The following is an 18,304-nucleotide window of genomic DNA, read 5'->3' as shown; positions in this document are numbered from 1 at the left end:
TAACCTCCTTGCGATCATGTTCAGAAAGGATGGGGCCTTTGAGCCCCATCCCTTCCGCTATTTTGCCGATTCGGCCTTTTCAGCCTGCTTCGATTTCAGCCAGGGCATCATGGCGCGCAGATCACGACCAACGGCCTCGATCTGATGCTCTGCTCCGGCGCGACGCATGGCCTGGAAGCTTGGCTTGCCTGCCTGGTTCTCCAGAATAAAGTTCTTCGCAAATGTACCGTTCTGAATCTCACGCAGAATGCTGCGCATCTCAGCTCGCGTCTCATCGTTGACGATACGAGGACCAGAGACATAGTCTCCATATTCAGCGGTGTTGCTGATGGAGTAACGCATGTTGCTGATGCCACCCTCATAGATCAGGTCAACGATCAGCTTCATCTCGTGCAAGCACTCAAAATAAGCGATCTCGGGCTGATAACCGGCCTCGACCAGCGTCTCAAAACCGGAGCGGATCAATGCCGATACACCACCGCACAGCACTGCCTGCTCACCGAACAGATCAGTCTCGGTCTCTTCGCGAATAGTCGTTTGCAGCACACCAGCACGAGTAGCACCGATGCCACGTGCATAGGCAAGCGTCGCAGCCTGAGCCTGTCCAGTAGCGTCCTGGAAGACCGCCCAGAGCGCGGGAACGCCGGCACCCTCTTCATACACGCGGCGCACCATGTGGCCTGGTCCCTTAGGAGCAACCATGGCAACGTCGATGTCGGAAGGTGGAACAATCTGCGCGAAATGCAGGCTGAAACCATGGGCCACCAGCAGCAATTTGCCAGCCGCCAGGCCTGGACGAATATCACGCTCGAAGACTTCGCGATGCAGTTCGTCAGGAATCAAGATCATGATCACATCGGCCTGCTGTGCCGCATCGGCTGGCGTCAGGACGCGCAAGCCATTTGCCTCAGCTTTGGCGCGACTCTTGCTGCCAGCAGGAAGACCAATCACCACGTCACAACCGCTATCCTTCAGGTTGAGCGCGTGCGCATGCCCCTGGCTACCATAACCAATGATGGCGATACGCTTCTGAAGAAGAAGGTCCAAGTTGGCATCAGTGTCATATAAAACTTGTGCCATTATCGTTAACTCCTCTGTTTTTATGTAAATCTACATGTTTTAAATAATCGGCATTTACTTGTTTCGGAAGACTACGACGCTGCCAGAGCGCGCAATCTCACGAATAGTATAGGCCTGCAAGACAATCAATAGCTGATCAATTTGTTCGCTGCTTCCTGTCGCCTCAAGGGTGACAGTGTCGGGAGCTTCATCAACGACGCGGGCAGAGAACTGCGCTCCAGCGTTGATGATCTCTTGACGACCAGCAACGGTGGTCTCAAGCTGAATCAGTGCCAATTCACGTGTAACCGCTTGCTCGGCAATAACTTGAGTGACATTCTGAACATCAATGATTTTGCGGAGTTGCTCGATCAGATGATCGATGACAACTTCCGCGTCGCGTACCTGCGCGGTGACCCGAAAGGTTTCGGGCCTGGCACCAGGGCCGAGCGATAATGATTGCAGTTGTGAACGTCGACGGCGTAACACTCCGACCACACGGTCGATGGCTCCCGGACGATCCGCAACGGAAATGATCAACGTATGATTTTTTTCGGTCCCCTGCGCAGCATTGGTATGATGCGCACGGGAGATGATGGGTGAACTATTAGTCATGCTTCTCGCTCTCCTGGCTCGATGTCTCCTCGATCATTTCGGTAATCGCTTTACCTGGAGCTACCATCGGATAGACGTTAGCCTCTGGCTCAATGATAAATTCAACGATGACGGTCCCCGGGGTCTCCATTGCCTCGCGAATGGCTGGCTCGATCTCAGAGCTATGCTTAACACGAATGCCCTTCAAGCCATAGGCCTCAGCCAGCTTGACGTGATCGGGTCCGGTCATCGGAGTCTCAGAATAGTTGCGAGAATGGAAGAATTGCTGCCACTGTCGCACCATGCCCAGATAGCCATTGTTCATAATGGCAACTTTGACGGCGACACCTTCTTGCTGCAAGGTTGCCAGTTCCTGGATATTCATCTGAATACCACCATCACCAGCGACAGCCCAGACAGGAGCATCAGGAACACCCATCTTCACACCCATAGCAGCCGGCAGAGCGAATCCCATCGTGCCCAGGCCGCCGGAGGTGATATGACTGTTCAGACGCGTCCAATCATAGAAGCGAGCGGTCCACATCTGATGCTGACCAACGTCTGAGACCACGATCGCTTCGCCGTCTGTGGCCTTGTGGATCGCACTCAAGATGCTGATCGGATCTGGAATGTCATCGTTGCGCTTGATCTGCTTCCCACGTTCGTCGTTAGCAGCTTCCCAGGAACGAATCTCGTTCAGCCAGGAGCTATGATCTGAGGGCTGCATGGCTGCTGCCAGGGCGGCCAGGGCTTCTCGCGCATTGGATACGATCGGGACGTTTGCGATCTTCACTTTGTTGATTTCGGAAGGATCGATGTCAATATGGATAAGTTTGGCTTGCGTGGCGAAGCGCGTAACGTCACCTGTCACACGATCGTCAAAACGCATGCCAACAGCGATAATCAGATCAGCGCTACCAATGGCACGATTGGTATGGGCGGGACCGTGCATGCCAGGCATACCTATATGCAATGGATGCGTATCTGAAAATCCGCTCAGACCCAACAAAGTCGTGATCACCGGTACCGAGGATTTCTCGGCGAAGGCTTTGAGTTCAGCATAAGCATTTGATAGGATGATTCCATGTCCCGCCATGATTACTGGACGCTTCGACTGCTGGATTAATTCTGCGGCCTGGGATAATAATTGCTCTGAAATGGGAGCAGTCTCTGCGCTCTGCTGGGCCAGATATTCGTCGGACGTGATGTTGTCGGAGGGGCGATAAGCAACCCGAGAATTCTGCACATCCTTCGGCACGTCGACCAGGACAGGTCCAGGTCGGCCACTTCTCGCGACACGGAACGCTTCGTGCATCACCGATGCCAGCTCTTCAACGTTGCGTACCAGAAAATTATGCTTGGTGATCGGCTGCGTAACACCCAGAATATCGGTCTCCTGGAAAGCATCACGCCCGAGATATGTCCGCGCTACCTGACCGGTTAAAGCAATCACGGGGACAGAGTCCATGAACGCAGTCGCCAGACCAGTTACCAGATTGGTTGCTCCAGGACCACTGGTCGCCATACACACACCAACTTTGCCCGTGGCACGTGAATAGCCATCAGCAGCATGGGCAGCAGCCTGCTCATGGCGCACCAGCACGTGATGCAACGCTGGATATGAGGTAAGAGCATCGTAGAATGGCATGATGGCGCCACCGGGATAGCCATACATCAAATCAACGCCTTCACGAATCAAAACCTCACACATTATCTCAGTTCCCGTTAACTCGCGAACCTCATCGTCATGCTGGCCGGTAGCGATCTGATCAGCCTTACCCGCCGTTTGAATATCCTTTGCTGCGATTGCCATGATTCCTCCTAAAAAACTTTACCTATAAAAAAAGACCTCCCTGTGCAGGGAGGCCCTCGTAAGGATACCTTCTTTGGATTGGGTGGCTTCTTTGCTCCCGCTTAAACTCCCTGTGCACATCTTGTGGCTATCTCACTTTTCAGCCCTACCAGACTCTCAAGCCTCATGAGTCCGGTAAGGCCGGTAAGGAGAAGGCTAATAAGGACCACAAGTCCGACGAGCAGGGAAACGGGAACAAGTATGTGCAAAAGCACAAATAAAGAAACCGACGTAATAACGTCGGTTGTAATCATGAAAGCTATCGCACTCGTAGCAGCCGCAGAAGGGGCCATACTACGAGAGGCGGCCGCCGAACAGGGCATATGTCGAGAAGGACGTTGATTGGCACTTATAGCCATCATCCCTCGTGCAGACATTGCCATCATTGCTCCAGCTCCATTCATGATTATCTCGTGCTAACAAAAAGTATTGGAATCCGCTCTCAATTGCGTATCTGATTTCCAGCTACATCGCCAGATCGATTCACAACATCCCGCTGATGTTTTTGAGAATACACTACCTGCTATAGACTGTCAAGACTAAATAATGCTCCCACCAACAGTTTGGAGAAAGCATACACACAAAAAGAAGCTGCTATGTATGTTTATCACACTGATTTTTACTTATGAGGCTTGATTGCTGGTACTGATTATGCTATACTATGTGGATATAGTCCTACATAGGAATAACAAATCTTCCCCTTCCCCTCTCTTTCACAACATGTAAAGTCATTGAGCTTTTTCCCTTTACCTTTCGGGCGAAAAGACGAGAAACATCTTTCATTTCTTCTGTACGATGCACACAACAATTCTGTAAAATACAGGTAGATAGACATGAGTCGTCCCAGATATTGAGAACTTCTGTTCTCAAGCACTCAGACCGCTTGTAAAACTGAGTTGCAAGGGGCAAGCCCATAGATGCAAACGTAAGCGATTACAATCTTTTCTCTAAAAAGTGTGTGCTCTAAATACATTTTTTCCTTTATTTAACGTAAATGTAGCACAGGGATTTTACGCCCCTGTGAGCTTCCATCCCGTCAAAGTCTCTTGGCGATTGTTTTTCAAGGAGAATCTGGAAGCTGTGATGTCGCACAAGCGGCATAGGAATCTCACAGGGGCGTAAAACCCCTTTACTACATTTATGGTTTTTTTGACAAAAACGGTTTAAAGAGACGCATTTTATCAACGAGTGGGGCTCTTTTTCTCCGGGTTCGCTTACGCTCGTACCTATGGGCGATAGAGAACAAGATCAAAGGAAGCCACGATGAATACAACTCATCCTGAAGCGACAAACACAGGAGAAGCGGCTATACCGATGCCTCTCCGCCTGACGGAGAGCGCCAAAAATCTTCCAACCTCTGCGACGCTGGCCATACATGAGACTGTCGCCAGGAGACGTACATCTGAACGGAAGATCATCCATATGGGCTTTGGCGAAGCCTCATTCCCTCTGCATCCTCGACTGAAAAGCGCGTTGATTGAGGCGGCAATACAGACACACTATACACCTGTTTTCGGCACACCAGCGCTCCGTCAAGCCATCGCATCGTACCTCGAACGCACGCGTGGGATTATATGTTCCGCAGATCAGATCGTCGTCGGGCCGGGAAGCAAACCACTGCTCTATGCGCTACTACAGATCCTTGACGGTGATCTGCTCCTGCCAAATCCTTCGTGGGTCAGCTATGCACCAATGGCGCAGTTGGCTGGCCGACGTGTCATCAGCGTGCAGACTGATCGTAATGATCACCATCGCCTGACTCCTCAGGTGCTCTCCCAGACACTCGCGCAGGCACGTAAAGAGGGAGCCAATCCACGGATCTTGCTGGTAAACTCGCCCAGCAACCCCACTGGGGGCATGTTTGATCCCGCCGATGTAGAGGCGCTCTCACTGTGGGCTCAGGAAGAGGGGATAACACTGATCAGCGATGAAATTTATGCCGAACTGGCTCATGGCTGGCGCGAGCACATTTCACCCGCCCGCTTCTATCCCGCAGGATGTATTGTGACTGGTGGGCTCTCGAAGACTTTCTCAGTGGGAGGATGGCGGCTCGGATACGCGATGCTTCCTCCCACCTCAGCAGGCAGAACGGCCATTGCAGCCTTACGTGCACTCGCCAGCGAAATCTGGACCTCGACCGCAGCACCGATCCAGGCAGCCGCCATCGCCGCCTTGACGCCAGATCCAGCCATTGAACAATACGTACGACACTCTGCTCTTGTACACGGCTATGTCACAAGTCAGCTCTATGACACGCTAACTGAACTCGGTGTTTCCTGTCCACGTCCGGCTGGAGGCTTCTATCTCTATCCCGATTTCTCCCCATGGCAAGCGGCTCTGGAGCAGCGCGGCATCAGCACCAGCCAGGATCTGGCACAATATCTGCTGGAGGAATGGGACCTTGCAACGCTCCCCGGTTCGGCCTTCAATGAAGAGCCAGAGGTGCTCCGTCTGCGTCTGGCGACAAGCCTGCTCTGTGAGCCAGAACAGCTGTCCTCGCCAGAAGAACGAGAAGACGCACTCTGGCAGTTGCTCAATCAAGCAGAGGCTCTCCAACCAACAGGCAACCAGGAACAGATCACACCAACACTGCCTGTGCTGAAAAGCGCCCAAGTACGCTGGTCAGAAGTCATTCACGCGTTAGAAAAATGATCGATGACCAGAGAGCCGTCACGGGCGCAGAGGATAAGTATGCAGGGAGGTATATTTTGCGCCAGCGGAGCTCAGTTCGCTTTTCATGACGTGCAGATGGGCCGCCGGATATATTTGAGGCTTGCTCATCTGCTCCGAAGTGCCTGTGAGCAGCTGTTGGAGCGCGGCTTGCTCATCTGGTCGCAGAGTAGCTTTTCCTCGCGCCAGGGTCAGATGGGGAGAGAAAGGTCGGTGATCAGTGGAGAAATCACGCTGCTCTAATTGGCGCTGCAAGACTCCATGGAGGCGCTTAAGCGTGCCCGTAGGCTCTTCTATGCCCATCCATAGGACGCGTGGCTGCTGTGGGGTTCCAAAGATGTTCAAGCGCGTGAGCTGATAGGTAAAGGCAGAGGCCTGTTGAGCAGCGTTCTGTGTGGCTTTATGTGCGGCAGCGAGTTGATCTCGATCGAGTTCACCCAGAAAAGCCAGGGTGAGGTGGATGCTCTGCGGATCAACCCAGCGCATGTTGGGAAGCACAAGCGCCACTTGCCGGATCACTCCGTGCAGGTGGCGCTGTAGCGCTTCATTCATCTCAAGGGAGATAAACGTGCGGGTCATGCGGCAAACAACATTCTATCCAGTTCTTCGCCATCGATGGTCTCAACCTGGATCAGGTGCTCGGCGATCAAGGATAATTTGTCCTGTTTCTCGCGCAGGATTCTTAGTGCGGTCGAGTACGCTTGATCGATGAGGGCAGAGACCTCTCGATCGATACGACCAGCCAGTTCTCCCCCGACTATGGTGTTGCCTTCGGCGTCGGCCTTGAGAGAGACCATTCCTAAAGGTGACATGCCGAATTCGCAGACCATGCGACGCGCTATATTCGAGACATACTCGATGTCCTGGCTGGCTCCGGTCGTAACGTCACCGAAGATAATCTCTTCTGCGGCACGCCCCCCCATCGCTCCAGCCATCTTGGCGAGCAGTTCGGAGCGACGTTGCAGATAACGATCCTCAGCAGGCGCCTGGACGGTGATACCGAGTGCCATGCCACGCGCGATGGCGGAGACTTTCTGAACCGGATCAGCACCGGGCATAGAGCGCATCACGACTGCGTGTCCGACTTCATGGTAGGCGATAATGGCTTTTTCGGCTTCGCTCATCAGACGACTTTTACGCTCTGGACCGGCCATGACACGTAAAATTGCCTCTTCCAATTCAATCTTGCCAATCGTCGACATGCCTTTACGCGCAGCCAGCAGAGCAGCCTCGTTGAGGAGGTTCGACAAATCAGCACCGGAGAAGCCTGCGGTCTGACGCGCCAAATCGAGCAAGGTTACACCCTCGGCCAGCGGCTTATCGGCGGCATGGACTTCAAGAATGGCATGACGTCCACGGATATCTGGAGCATCCAACATGACGCGACGATCAAAACGTCCGGGACGGAGCAAGGCGGCATCAAGCACGTCTGGGCGGTTAGTTGCGGCAATGACGACCACATTTGAGCTCTTATCAAAGCCATCCATCTCAACCAGCAGCTGATTTAAGGTCTGCTCACGCTCGTCGTTGCCACCCGTACCAGAGTTAGTACGCTGACGGCCAACGGCGTCAATCTCATCGATAAAGACGATACATGGCGCGTGCTCTTTGGCCTCTTTAAAGAGATCTCTGACACGTGCAGCACCAACACCGACAAACATTTCGACAAATTCAGACCCGCTCACGCTGTAGAATGAGACACCAGCTTCTCCAGCAACAGCACGTGAGATCAAGGTCTTACCAGTGCCGGGAGCTCCGACTAATAAGACACCTTTCGGAGTACGCGCTCCCATGGCGGTAAAGCGCTCGGGTTGCTTCAGAAATTCTACAATCTCTTGCAACTCAATCTTCGCCTCTTCTACGCCGGCAACATCCTTGAAGAGCACCGACGGACGAGACTCGGAGAAACGTTTCGCCTTTGAACGCGAGAATGGCAACGCTTGTCCGCCCATACCACTGCGGCGCAGGAAAAGAAAGGTCAGGCCAACAAGGACTAAGACCAACACCAGCCCCAACAACTCTTGCAACCACTGATCCTGTTGATTATTTTCGATGTTAACCTGTACGCCATCGCGTCGAAATATTTCTGTGACCGCTTGATCACTCTCTTTAAATGAGGTGTACTTTTTCCCATTAACATCCGTCGCAGTCACGCTATCGCCAGTGAGAATAACTGATTTCAAATGATGCTGATCTGCCATATCTAATACGGTGCTGATGGGTCGCGACTCCGCAGCGGCAGCGCTTTGTGCCACAGAGAGCAGTCTTACTCCAACGATTCCCAATAACAACACTCCAATAATAACGAGTGCCATCGGGAAGCCATAACGAGCCAGGAAACTACGCTTCTTGCTGGCCTTTGGAGCTGATTTACGCGAATTTGAGTTGTTTATTTCTCGCTTGTCCTTTGGAGGCATTTCCATGCGTTAATAGTAGACCCTTCTATTTATTTTTTAAATACGTACTTACCTTCATAAGGGGGACATTATTCATTCGCATCAAAGTGCATGCCTCTGTGAGCACGCACCTGCATATCAATGTGTATTTTGGTGTGTTTTTCCTATTCATTATGACGCTTAAAAATAGTATAGCTGATAAAAATTTGCTTAGCAAGATAAGTATAAGCTTAGAATGCTTAGAATACTTAGAGCGTAGTACTAAGGTACATCAAACACTATCATTAGTCAGAACTCTGTGCATGAACCCGAATAAAAGCGAAATACCAATCATGCAGAGACTGCCAAATGGGCCTAACAGCTATATATCAACCATCCGACATGGTACAATAAGAGAAGAAATCACTGAGGTCAGAAGTGCTGGAATAAGGAGATAGCAAGCGATGCGAGAAAGATCACGCATACCCGGCAAGGTGTTACCGATGCTATCAGATGTGATAGAGATCGGGTCCCGGGTACAACCGTTTAGCAAAGAGAGCCATGACAAAACTCCACGTATTCGCGACGCCCAGGTTGTTCACAGCGTCTGCCCTTATTGTGCTGTCGGCTGTGGCCTCAATGTCTACGTCAAGGATGGCAAAGTCCTCGATATCGAAGGCAACCCCGATAGTTTTATCAACCACGGGACGCTTTGTCCCAAAGGATCGGCGACCTACCAATATACCATTAATCCCAAACGCGTCACGCAGGTGATGCATCGCGCTCCCTATAGCGATCATTGGGATACCGTTTCGCTTGAGTGGGCCGTGGAGCAGATCGCTCAGCGCGTCAAGCAGGCTCGCGATGAGACGTTCGTTGAGCGTCTCGACGATGGACGCGAAGTCAATCATACTCTGGGCATCGCTTCTCTGGGAGGCGCGACACTGGACAATGAAGAGAACTATTTAATTAAAAAGCTCTTCAATGCCGGTCTGGGTATCGTCTCGATCGAGAACCAGGCCCGCATATGACACAGCGCTACAGTGCCCGGTCTGGGCACAACGGTTGGTCGTGGCGGTGCCACAGGATTTCCTCAAGATCTCGTCAATAGCGATTGCGTCCTGATTATGGGCAGCAACATGGCTGAAGCACATCCGGTCGGTTTTGCGAACGTCGTCAAAGCCAAGGAACGCGGTGCCAAAATTATCCATGTCGACCCGCACTTCTCGCGCACATCCGCATTGGCAAATCTCTATGTCCCCACGCGGGCAGGTTCGGATATTGTCTTTTTAGGCGCAATCATCAACTACCTGCTGGAGAATAAAGCGTACTTCGAAGAATACGTCAAAAATTATACGAACGCCGCGATGCTGGTGGGCGAGGATTTCAAAGATACTGAAGAGCTTGATGGGATCTTCTCTGGCTTTGATACTGAAACCAATACCTATTCTGATCAGAGCAGTTGGGACTATCAACGCGACGAATATGGCAAACCTTTAAGCGATCCCACGCTGCAAGATCCGCACTGCGTGCTTCAGGTGATGCGTCGCCATTTTGCTCGCTACTCGCCAGCAATGGTTGAAGAGGAATGCGGCGTGCCACAAGAGCAATGGTTTCAGGTCGTTCGGACGCTGGTAGAAAATTCAGGTCGCGAAAAAACGGGTGCGCTCTGCTACGCGGTGGGCTGGACTCAACAATCCAAGGGTGTGCAGATCATTCGTGCAGGCGCAATTATCCAGCTCTTACTGGGCAACATTGGTCGTCCAGGAGGAGGTGTCATAGCACTACGTGGGCATGCCTCAATTCAGGGCTCGACCGATGTCCCAACGCTCTACGATCTGCTCGCCGGCTATATGCCGCAACCCAGCGAGATGCTCACGGCGAAACCAGAAACAAAGGATGAGCCGAACTCAACGACCTGGGGCGCAACACAGGACAAACATATTCACAAGCGTACGCAACAGACGCTACAAGAATATATCGATACAGCCGGGCAGAAGCTCGGTTGGTGGTCGAATATGCCCGCTTATATCACCAGTCTGCTCAAAGCCTGGTATGGCGCGGCGGCCACCGAAGAGAATGATTGGGGATATCATTGGATTCCCAAGATAGTTGGCGATCATTCCCATATCATGACCAGCTACGAGATGCTCGATGATAAGGTGAAGGGCTTCTTCCTGATGGGACAGAATCCCGCTGCCGGTAGCACAAATTCGCGCATGCAGCGCAAGGCCCTCGCCCATCTGGATTGGATGGTGGTGGCGGATCTATACGAGGTGGAGACGGCGGCATTCTGGTATAACGGAGTAGATGGTCCTGTCGATCCCAAGACCATTAAGACAGAGGTCTTCTTCATACCCGCCGCTGCCTCGACAGAGAAGGCAGGCAGCTTTACCAATACGCAGCGTCTGGTTCAATGGCGCGATAAAGCCGTCGATCCACCTGGAGATGCGTGTTCAGATCTCTGGTTCATTTACAATCTAGGTAAACGACTTAAAGAGCTCTATGCCAACAGTACGGAGCCCAAAGATCAGCCTCTGCTGAATCTGACCTGGGACTACGAGGAAGAGCCCGGCTCAAGTCGCTTCGTAGAGCCAGAGGTAGAGCTGGTTTTGAAGGAGATCAATGGCTACTATCTGACAAAAACCGATGAGCAGGGTCAGACAACCGAGTATGATTTCCATACGGCTCCGCACGTGCCAAACTTCCCGGCGCTTAAAGCTGATGGGAGTACAGCCTGTGGTTCCTGGATCTATAGCGGCATCTATCCCGAGCCCGGAAGGAATCGCGCCGCTTCACGCATCAATGATGGCAAGATGAATCTGGATTGGGGCTTCTCGTGGCCCGCCAACCGCCGTATTCTCTACAATCGAGCGTCGGCTGATCCCGCCGGGAATCCGTGGTCGGAGCGTAAAAAGCATATCTGGTGGGATAAAGAGCAGGGCAAATGGGTGGGAGACGATATTCCCGATTTTCCGGTGAATAAGGCTCCTGACTATCGACCGGCTCCCAATGCGGTCGGTATGGATGCTATCTCCGGCATCGATCCCTTTATGATGAAGCCGGATGGTAAAGCCTGGCTCTACGCGCCGTCTGGCCTGAAGGATGGTCCTCTCCCGACGCACTATGAGGCAATAGAGTCACCGGTCCATAATGCGCTGTATAAGCAACAGAGCAATCCAGCCGCAAAATACAATCGGAAGCGGAAAGATAATCTGCTGTCCAAAGTGGATGATCCAGATTATCCATACATTGTGACCACCTATCGGCTCACAGAGCATCACGTCAGCGGCCCCATGACGCGCTGGATGCCGTGGCTGAATGCGCTACAGCCCTCGATGTTCGCCGAGATCAGTCCTGAACTCGCAGCGCAAAAGAATATCACTCCCGGCGGCTGGATGGTGATCCGTACGCCACGCGGCGAGATAGAAGCACGTGCTCTCGTCACGCGACGCATGCAACCGTTACGGATACGCGGACGCGTCATCCATCAGATTGGCCTGCCTTTCCATTGGGGATTCCAGGGAAACGTCACCGGTAGCATCACCAACGATCTGACACACGCTGTGCTTGAGCCGAATGTAAGCATCGAGGAGGCAAAGGCATTTACGTGTAATGTGCGTCCCGGACGTCTTTGATAAAAGATGTCACATGAGAACGCTGCAAAGTTCATGTTTTTTGTAGTTAGAGAGGGATTCAACGATGAATGCAGAAGTTGGGCGCGTGACGTACGCGCCCATCGCGGCAGGCGTCAAGCAGGTCACACAGCTAATTAGCAATCTCAAGAAAGAAAAGCCTCTCCCGCAACAGCCTGATATGGGCTTTTTTACCGATACCAGTCTGTGTATCGGTTGCAAGGCATGCGAGATAGCCTGTAAGCAGTGGAATCAGTTGCCAGCCGCCGATCCCGATTGGACCGGGACAAGCTATGATAATACGCAGGCGTTGGGAGCGACAACCTGGCGTCACGTCCAATTCATCGAGCAGATCGAGCGTCACACGCCTGCGGCGGCCGAGCAGATTGAGCCATCCACACAGACCATCGGATTGCTGAATCTCCCTCTGCTTGATCCATCGCTCTCAGCGTTCCAGGGCAGCTCTGACACGCTCCCTATTGGCCAACCTACCGGGACGGCTCTGCCCTTCTTCAGTAGCGATCGCTGGCTGATGCATAGCGATGTCTGCAAACATTGCGCCAACGCTCCCTGTCAGGAAGCCTGTCCGACAGGTGCCATCATCCATACAGAGTTCAATACGGTCTACGTGCAACAGGATATCTGTAATGGCTGCGGCTACTGCGTGGTGGCCTGTCCGTTCAACGTCATTGCCCGCGACTCCAAAGGCGATGGGCAAGCTCATAAGTGCACGCTCTGCTATGATCGGCTCAAAGACGATATGGTACCGGCTTGTGCTAAAGCCTGTCCGACCGAATCTATTCAATATGGAGAGGTAAACGCGCTCAAGCTCCGCGCTCAGGAGCGGGTGGGCCAGTTGCAGGCGCTAGGGGTAAAGGACGCGGCTCTCTATGGTGCCGACGATACTATCCTTGAGGGCGGCCTGCATTCCTTTTTCTTAATCATGGATGAGCCCGAAGTATACAACCTACCAAGCAATCCATCACGCCCAAGCACGCACATATGGCCTGCCTCTCTGGGAGTCGTCGTGACAGCAGCAGTGATGGGCCTGATAGGATCATTCTTCTTTAGCAAAGATTAGACAGGATAACTATATGAAAGAGACATCTGTGCCTGGAGCTGGTCTACCACTGCCTTCCAGTTCCGGCAGTAGACTGCCTGATATGGCGACAGCGCAGAGATCTATTTCGATGCTGCTGGATAAGATGGCGAGCCTGACTACCGGTTATACTCCTGATCCGACACGCGAGCTCCAGGAAAAGACCTATTACGACTATCCAGCCGTGAAAGCTCCACTGTGGGGATGGGAGATTATCTGGTACTTCTTTATGGGAGGTCTCGCTGGAGGCTGTTATCTGCTCGCGACGATCGCTTCTCTCTTTGGACGCGAAGAGGATCGCGTTGTGACACGCATCGGCTATTATGCCTCTTTGTTGGCTCTCCTTCCCTGTCCACCACTGCTGATTAAGGATCTGGGACGGCCTGCCAAGTTCTTTAATATGCTACGTGTCTTCAAGATTAAATCTGCGATGTCTATGGGCACCTGGGGCTTACTATCATTCTCCGCTTTTAGTGGACTCACTGGTATGATCCAGGTCGCTCGCGACGGTTTGTTAGGAAGTTGGTGGGGAGCCCGTCTGCTGGCTCGACTCCCTCAGCGATTGATCGCGATCCCTGGCAGCCTCCTGGCTATCTTTCTGGGGGGCTATACCGGCGTCTTGATCACATCGACCAGCATCTCCGTCTGGTCACGCAGTAAGATGCTCGGAGCCGTCTTTGTCTCATCGGCGGCATCGACCAGCACCGCCTTGATTTCTGTCGTCTTGCGCATCATCGGCGCTCCCGAAAAGACGCTGCATAAGTTGGAGCAGATCGAATGGGCCAATATGTTCATCGAGATTATCTGCCTGCTCACCTACTTACGCACATCGGGACGAGCAGCCAAGGCGCTCGTCGGGACAGAACCAGGCGAACAAGGTCCAACTTTCTGGCGCTTCATGTTTGGCGGAGGTCTGATGCTCCCATGGCTGCTGCAAACGCTGCTGCTGATCATCGCACCCAGGCAGGCGACAAAAAAGATTAAGCGTGGCGGCATGGGGCTGCTCGTTTCACTGCTCGTACTGATAGGTGGCTATTTCTTACGCCATACGATCATTCATGCCGGACACGCCTCCAGCAACGATCCACGCACAACCCTGTGGAACGCCAGACGCTAAACAATAGGGCAGAGTAAGACATCTATCCCCTTCCTCCAGGGGATAGAACTTTATTTCGCTTTCATCGTACATGCTTTGTACATCCAGAATGGTGTAACATGCTATTCCTACGTCAGACGTAGGCAAAGAGAGGGACATATGGAGGAGCCACACACTTCCAACACAGATACACAGAACACTCCACATTCCGAGACAGCAACGACAACGAGACTTTCCAATGGCACTCCTAAACATACGACGGCCAAACTGTTAGCAGACGATCAGACAGGTACAGCAACTGCGACTGAGTCGGAGCAAGATACTCAGGCGGCGATGGATCGTTTACCGTTGACGGTGGTTGAGGGATTCCAGGTGGGTCGCGGCGTTGCGCGGGTTGATCCCAGCGATATGGCCCGGCTTGGCTGTCAGGCCGGCGATATCATCATGATTGAGGGTGCTCGTACGACGGCGGCGAAGGTGATCCCAAATAATCTACCCGATCGTGGACAGCAATCGATTCAGATGGATAGTCAGGTGCGGCAAAATAGCGCTTCTGGCCTGGGCGAGCGCGTGACAATCCATAAGGCAGCCGTCCAGACAGCTGAAAAGATTACATTGCTACCTCTAAGCGGAGGCGCTCCGATCCAGGAGACAGACCTCCAATATATCGCTCGCTATCTGATAGGATTGCCGGTGACAATCGGCGATCTCTTACGCGTAGGCACGCCCGGGACAGCGCCACGCGAGTTCTTAATTATCGGCTCAAGTCCAGCCACGCCAGCTTATACGCTAAAAAATAGAAAAGTTGGTGATCTGCCTATCGTAGAGACCCCTTCAGCATCGGCCGAAGTAGAAGCGGTATTGGTCCAGCAGGGCACGATCGTACGAGCTCAGGCTCGCGGCGCCAACAATGGTACGCCCAGACATGTGGGCTATGAGGATATCGGTGGGCTGGGAAAAGAGCTGCAACGTATCCGCGAGATGCTGGAATTGCCACTCAAATATCCAGCCGTCTTTGACCGCCTGGGCGTTGAGCCTCCAAAGGGCGTGCTCTTGTATGGACCTCCCGGGACCGGCAAAACATTGATCGCTCGCGTCGTCGCCACCGAAACTAATGCGGCCTTCTTCATTATCAACGGCCCAGAAATCATCAATAAATTCTACGGCGAAAGCGAATCAAAGCTACGCTCAGTCTTTCAGGAGGCACAACGACGTGCACCCAGCGTCATCTTTATCGACGAAATCGACGCGCTGGCTCCCAAGCGAGCTGAAACCGGTGGCGAGGTGGAGCGCCGTATCGTGGGACAGTTGCTGGCATTAATGGATGGTCTGGAGTCACGTGGACAGGTCGTGATCATCGGTGCCACTAACCAGCCAAATGCGCTCGATCCGGCCATACGACGTCCCGGACGCTTCGATCGCGAGATCGGTCTGCGCGTTCCCGATAAGCATGGTCGCATGGAGATTCTTCAGATTCATAGTCGCGATGCGGCGATGGCAAATGATGTCGATATCCAGCGCCTGGCTCAGCTGACACCAGGCTTCGTTGGTGCCGATCTGGAGGCGCTCTGCCGCGAAGCGGCGATGATCGCATTACGGCGTGTCCTGCCGCATATCGACTATCAGCGCGGCTACATCCCCTACGAGACATTGGTCAATCTCAATATCACAATGGCTGACTTCCAGGCCGCTTTGCGCGAGATTGAACCATCAACGACGCGTGAGGTCTATGTCGAGGTCAGCGACACGTCATGGGACGATATCGGCGGTCTTGAATATATCAAAAACTTGCTGACGGAAAGCGTCGAGTGGCCGATACGCTATCCTGAGATCTACGCCAACGCCCATGTCGAGCCACCGCGCGGCGTGATGCTGTCAGGCCCTCCCGGATCGGGTAAAACGATGATCGCTCGCGCACTGGCGAATCAATGCGAAGCCAGCTTCATCTCGATCAAAGGACCAGAGCTGCTCTCAAAATGGGTCGGCGAATCAGAAAAGGGAATTCGCGAAACATTTCGGCACGCCAAGCAAGCTGCACCCTGCATCATCTTTTTCGACGAGTTGGATGCTCTGGCACCTCGACGCGGCAGCGGCAACGATGGCAATGTCGGTGACAGAGTCATCGCTCAGCTCCTGACCGAGATGGATGGCATTGAAGGGCGCGAAGGTGTGATTGTCCTGGCGGCCACCAACCGTCCCGATATGATCGATCCCGCACTCCTACGTCCTGGACGCTTTGATCTGGCCGTCGAGCTAAAATATCCCGAGGAGGAGGAGAGACGTGCCATCTTCGCAGTCCATCTGCACGACCGTCCGATCGCGCCAGAGGTCACGATAGACGAACTCGCTCAGATCACTCCTGGACGCAGCGGTGCCGATATCGAAGCCATCTGCCGACGCGCCTCCATGCTGGCTCTGCGCGAATGGATCGCACCTCGGATCAATCCAGCACCGGTCCAGGTCACGCCCGTCAACGATCCAAACGTCATCGAGAGCACAAAGACAACTACGGAGACCGAGAGCGTTGCGACCAATCCGGAACAGCTCAGTAGCACCACCGGAGCACTGCCTGGACGCTTCCAGATTCGTCCAGAACACTTTGCTCACGCCATCGAGGAGCAGAAAGCTCGCTATTCGATCCAGGAGGGCTTTGACAAAGAGCGTGAGCGCCAGGACCGCGGTCGCCAACGCCTGATCGAGATGGCCGCCGACGAGCAAGCCGATGGCAAACCACCTTTGAGAGGCTTCCGCCTCTGGCTCGCCCGCCTCTTCGGCCTGGCGTAGCGTCGCGCCCTTGGGCACGATGCCCCACTCGACGTACGATCAAGCGCAGTAGTGCTCTGTCAAAACACAGAAGGACGTGGCGTGGCAAAGGAGGAGGCCCCTTGAACCAGGCGCTCAGGCTCGCCAACGTAGCGGCGCGGCTCCGCCGTGCTGTCACTTCCCGCACGAACACGTCCCATGTGCATCTGAATGCAACGCAGACGAGACGATCCAAGGACGTGGCGTGGCAAAGGAGGATGGCCCCTTGAACCAGGCGCTCAGGCTCGCCGACGTAGCGGCGCGGCTCCGCCGTGCTGTCACTTCCCGCACGAACACGTCCCATGTGCATCTGAATGCAACGCAGACGAGACGATCCACGGTGGGAAGATCACGCAATGGAACCCCATGGGGAGCGTGGTCGGACGAGTCACAGACAGCACGGCGGAGCCGCGCCGCTACGTCGGTGAGCCTCTCACCCCATCGCCTTCTGGAGCTGTTTTGGACACACATCACCGATACCGCATCGGCGCGATGACCGTTGACCGAGTAGTAGCGTCGCGCGCCGAGATCGAGTGGCTCGTACGTCGAGTGGGACATCGTTCCCAAGGGCGCGACGCTATTATACAAATAAAAAATATATTTCTATACAAAATAAACAGAACCCTACAAGTGCTTGCACACATGAAAAGTGAACAATATGTAGGTACTATACACTTACAATATATAGGTGACTATGCTATAATTAACACGGAGAACATTATCAACAAGCGAAGGGAGGATACAGTGTTATCCACACATGATGACTCCTCTTCCGTCTCCCGTGAGCAAGTTACAGAGGCGTACCTGAATGCCATTGGGTTGATTGATGAGCGAGTAGCCCCTTATCTGGGGAAAGCCACGACTCGTGTTCTTGTGCAAGGTGCCGCCAGGAGCATGGCTGATGCTTACCCGTTTCTTACTTGCCTGATTAATCGTCCATATACTCATATTGTCCCATCAATGATTCACGAGCATGTTCATGGTGTCACGCTGTCTGAACTTACAGAAGGCCTCAATGCTTTACTGGATGCGTGCTTTGCGGGACTGCGCGAATTGACAGGTGATCTGATCGCTCCACCCCTACGTGATGAAGTAGTACATCAATTAAGGCAACTACAGTAA

The 18,304-nt window shown here is 53.3% G+C and carries 14 protein-coding genes; 7 read left to right on the top strand and 7 right to left on the bottom strand.

Annotated elements, in window-relative coordinates; translation table 11 throughout:
* Positions 1–57 precede the first annotated feature (57 nt).
* The 4 genes from ilvC to AC27N8_RS29555 all read right to left on the bottom strand — a co-directional run bounded on the left by ilvC (position 58) and on the right by AC27N8_RS29555 (position 3,891).
* Positions 58–1,080 (bottom strand): ketol-acid reductoisomerase, encoded by a 1,023-nt coding sequence (gene ilvC, locus AC27N8_RS29570; protein ID WP_487072237.1) that lies wholly within the window; start codon positions 1,078–1,080, stop codon positions 58–60.
* A 54-nt stretch (positions 1,081–1,134) separates the two neighbouring features.
* Positions 1,135–1,674, bottom strand: coding sequence for an acetolactate synthase small subunit (gene ilvN / locus AC27N8_RS29565; RefSeq protein ID WP_487072235.1), 540 nt, complete (start codon positions 1,672–1,674; stop codon positions 1,135–1,137).
* The gene (gene ilvB / locus AC27N8_RS29560; protein ID WP_487072233.1) at positions 1,667–3,466 is read right to left on the bottom strand and encodes a biosynthetic-type acetolactate synthase large subunit; all 1,800 of its coding nucleotides are present in this window, start codon (positions 3,464–3,466) and stop codon (positions 1,667–1,669) included. The genes ilvN and ilvB overlap by 8 nt, the downstream gene beginning before the upstream one ends.
* A 101-nt stretch (positions 3,467–3,567) precedes the next feature.
* Complete coding sequence (locus tag AC27N8_RS29555) at positions 3,568–3,891, bottom strand: hypothetical protein (RefSeq protein ID WP_487072231.1); 324 nt, start codon at positions 3,889–3,891, stop codon at positions 3,568–3,570.
* 877 nt (positions 3,892–4,768) lie between these two features.
* Here AC27N8_RS29555 and AC27N8_RS29550 point away from each other — a divergent pair.
* Entirely contained in the window at positions 4,769–6,157 is a 1,389-nt protein-coding gene (locus AC27N8_RS29550) for a pyridoxal phosphate-dependent aminotransferase (protein ID WP_487072229.1), read from the top strand.
* 18 nt (positions 6,158–6,175) lie between these two features.
* On the opposite strand, the gene thpR is transcribed toward AC27N8_RS29550, so the two are convergent.
* Positions 6,176–6,754 (bottom strand): RNA 2',3'-cyclic phosphodiesterase, encoded by a 579-nt coding sequence (gene thpR / locus AC27N8_RS29545; RefSeq protein ID WP_487072227.1) that lies wholly within the window; start codon positions 6,752–6,754, stop codon positions 6,176–6,178.
* On the bottom strand, positions 6,751–8,598 hold the full coding sequence (ftsH, locus tag AC27N8_RS29540; protein WP_487072225.1) for an ATP-dependent zinc metalloprotease FtsH: 1,848 nt from the start codon (positions 8,596–8,598) through the stop codon (positions 6,751–6,753). Before ftsH ends, thpR begins: the two co-directional genes overlap by 4 nt.
* 455 nt (positions 8,599–9,053) lie before the next feature.
* Here ftsH and fdnG point away from each other — a divergent pair, with 455 nt between their 5' ends.
* The 4 genes from fdnG (at position 9,054) to AC27N8_RS29520 (ending at position 17,164) form a co-directional block, all read left to right on the top strand.
* Positions 9,054–12,188, top strand: coding sequence for a formate dehydrogenase-N subunit alpha (gene fdnG / locus AC27N8_RS29535; protein WP_487074768.1), 3,135 nt, complete (start codon positions 9,054–9,056; stop codon positions 12,186–12,188).
* Positions 12,189–12,252: 64 nt separating this feature from the next.
* Positions 12,253–13,266: a 4Fe-4S dicluster domain-containing protein gene (locus tag AC27N8_RS29530; RefSeq protein WP_487072223.1), complete on the top strand. Its 1,014-nt coding sequence runs from the start codon at positions 12,253–12,255 to the stop codon at positions 13,264–13,266.
* A 13-nt stretch (positions 13,267–13,279) separates the two neighbouring features.
* A complete protein-coding gene (gene nrfD / locus AC27N8_RS29525; protein ID WP_487072221.1) occupies positions 13,280–14,401 on the top strand; it encodes an NrfD/PsrC family molybdoenzyme membrane anchor subunit in 1,122 nt (373 codons plus the stop codon).
* A gap of 138 nt (positions 14,402–14,539) precedes the next feature.
* Positions 14,540–17,164: a CDC48 family AAA ATPase gene (locus AC27N8_RS29520; RefSeq protein ID WP_487072219.1), complete on the top strand. Its 2,625-nt coding sequence runs from the start codon at positions 14,540–14,542 to the stop codon at positions 17,162–17,164.
* Between the two features lie 59 nt (positions 17,165–17,223).
* On the opposite strand, the gene AC27N8_RS29515 is transcribed toward AC27N8_RS29520, so the two are convergent.
* Positions 17,224–17,394, bottom strand: a complete 171-nt coding sequence (locus AC27N8_RS29515; protein WP_487072217.1) for a hypothetical protein — start codon at positions 17,392–17,394, stop codon at positions 17,224–17,226.
* On the opposite strand from AC27N8_RS29515, the gene AC27N8_RS29510 reads away from it, so the two are divergent.
* Positions 17,388–17,678 carry a hypothetical protein gene (locus AC27N8_RS29510; protein ID WP_487072215.1) on the top strand — a complete coding sequence of 97 codons (291 nt, stop codon included), beginning with the start codon at positions 17,388–17,390 and terminating at the stop codon, positions 17,676–17,678. The genes AC27N8_RS29515 and AC27N8_RS29510 overlap by 7 nt on opposite strands.
* Before the next feature lie 248 nt (positions 17,679–17,926).
* Positions 17,927–18,304 (top strand): hypothetical protein, encoded by a 378-nt coding sequence (locus AC27N8_RS29505; RefSeq protein WP_487072213.1) that lies wholly within the window; start codon positions 17,927–17,929, stop codon positions 18,302–18,304.

This window comes from Dictyobacter sp. Z7_2 (assembly GCF_057551105.1).
The sequence above is the reverse complement of the archived record's forward strand: the minus strand, read 5'-3'. Positions and strand labels throughout refer to the sequence as shown.